The 1,413-nt window shown below is 47.1% G+C and carries 1 protein-coding gene; it reads right to left on the bottom strand.

Translation table 11 applies throughout. From position 1 onward, the window contains the following. Position 1: 1 nt before the first annotated feature. On the bottom strand, positions 2–1,360 hold the full coding sequence (locus ACH6EH_RS20125) for an IS4 family transposase (protein ID WP_397333588.1): 1,359 nt from the start codon (positions 1,358–1,360) through the stop codon (positions 2–4). Between the last annotated feature and the right edge of the window lie 53 nt (positions 1,361–1,413).

The following is a 1,413-nucleotide window of genomic DNA, read 5'->3' on the forward strand; positions in this document are numbered from 1 at the left end:
CTCAACTTTCGCAGCTTAAATTTGGCAGATAAGCCTTGATATAACTGGGCAAATCGGCAATCCATTGCTGTAGTTGTGTTTGAATGAGTTTTGTCATTTTCTTATTTGCTTTCTTAGCCACATCCTCAAGAATTTGAATGAGCTGCTGTAAAGCTACGGCCCAATCCAGTTGGCTGACTTCGTCGCAGAGCAGATGAAATAAACCACCCAGGGTGCGGTTGTCGGTACTCTGCCGGTGTTGCCAAGCCAGCAGGATGTATCGAGAAAAGACAATGGTCGTGTGGCTGATCAACAAATCATAAGTGCGTCCCTGAAATTCTTTCTGCAAGCGCAGCAATGACTTGGCACACTTAAAGAAAACCTCAATGTCCCAGCGGATTCCGTAGATTCGGATGATTTCTTCCTCGGAAAGTGAAAGATCGGTGCATAAAATGGCGAGCCATTCCTTTTTGTTGGAACGATGGCGCACAAAGACCATCGTGACGGGAATCCCAGGAGACAGCTGAGTGCCGATGCACCGCAGAATGCCTTTGGTGTTCCCTTGAACAAGAGCTGCTTTATAGTAAAGCTCTTGGAGCGTTAACCGCCGGCCATCCACAAGGTATCTTTTCTTGTCGGCTTTAACCATGCCAATAACATCCAGACCGCGATCGATCATGGATTGGATTAGTGGAGCGTGTGTAAACCAACTGTCCATCAACACGTAAGAAGCTTGCATGCCTGTCGAAAGCGCTCGATCGATCATCGCGGGGACCACCTCAGGTGCGGGCAGGAGTGCCTCCATCCGTCTTTTATAGCCGGACGTCCGTTTATCGATACCGTCTATGATTCCATTCACTTGCGACTTGAGCGAAGCGAGCAAGGAGAAGTCGACGGGGATAAACGTGTGCCCATCTGACCAGCCCAGTGTAAGCATTCGAAAACCTTTGTAGTAACAGCCACTCGCATGGTCCTTAAATCTGGAAAGCAATTCAACCGCCTTACTGCGATTACGTTCGAACATAGAATCATCGACTATAAAGACGGATACCCGATCGGCACCCGTCAGGGGTTGCACCTTCCCAATGGCACAGGAGCTGAGAAGTATCAAAAATCGGCGCCACGGATAGGCGCTATGATTCAAGAAACGATACACGGTGTCTTTTCCAGGAAACGTTGCTCCCTTACCGCTTTCCAGCAAGCGAAACCAATTCTTGTGATGAAACAAGAGAACAAAAACGAGCTGAAATAAAAATGAACAGGTATACCCGAATTTCTTCTTAAAGCCCGCTGTTTTCAAGTGCTGTAGCACTTTTAGTTCTTTGAATGCCGATTTGATTTCATTAGGAAGTTGATTCTGATGGACGTTTTGCTCTATCATGTAGAGGACACCTCTTCTGTATGGTAGTGATTGTTCGACACTCTCACTTTACC

This window comes from Paenibacillus sp. JSM ZJ436 (genome assembly GCF_044383795.1).
Lineage (GTDB): Bacteria > Bacillota > Bacilli > Paenibacillales > Paenibacillaceae > Paenibacillus_AQ > Paenibacillus_AQ algicola.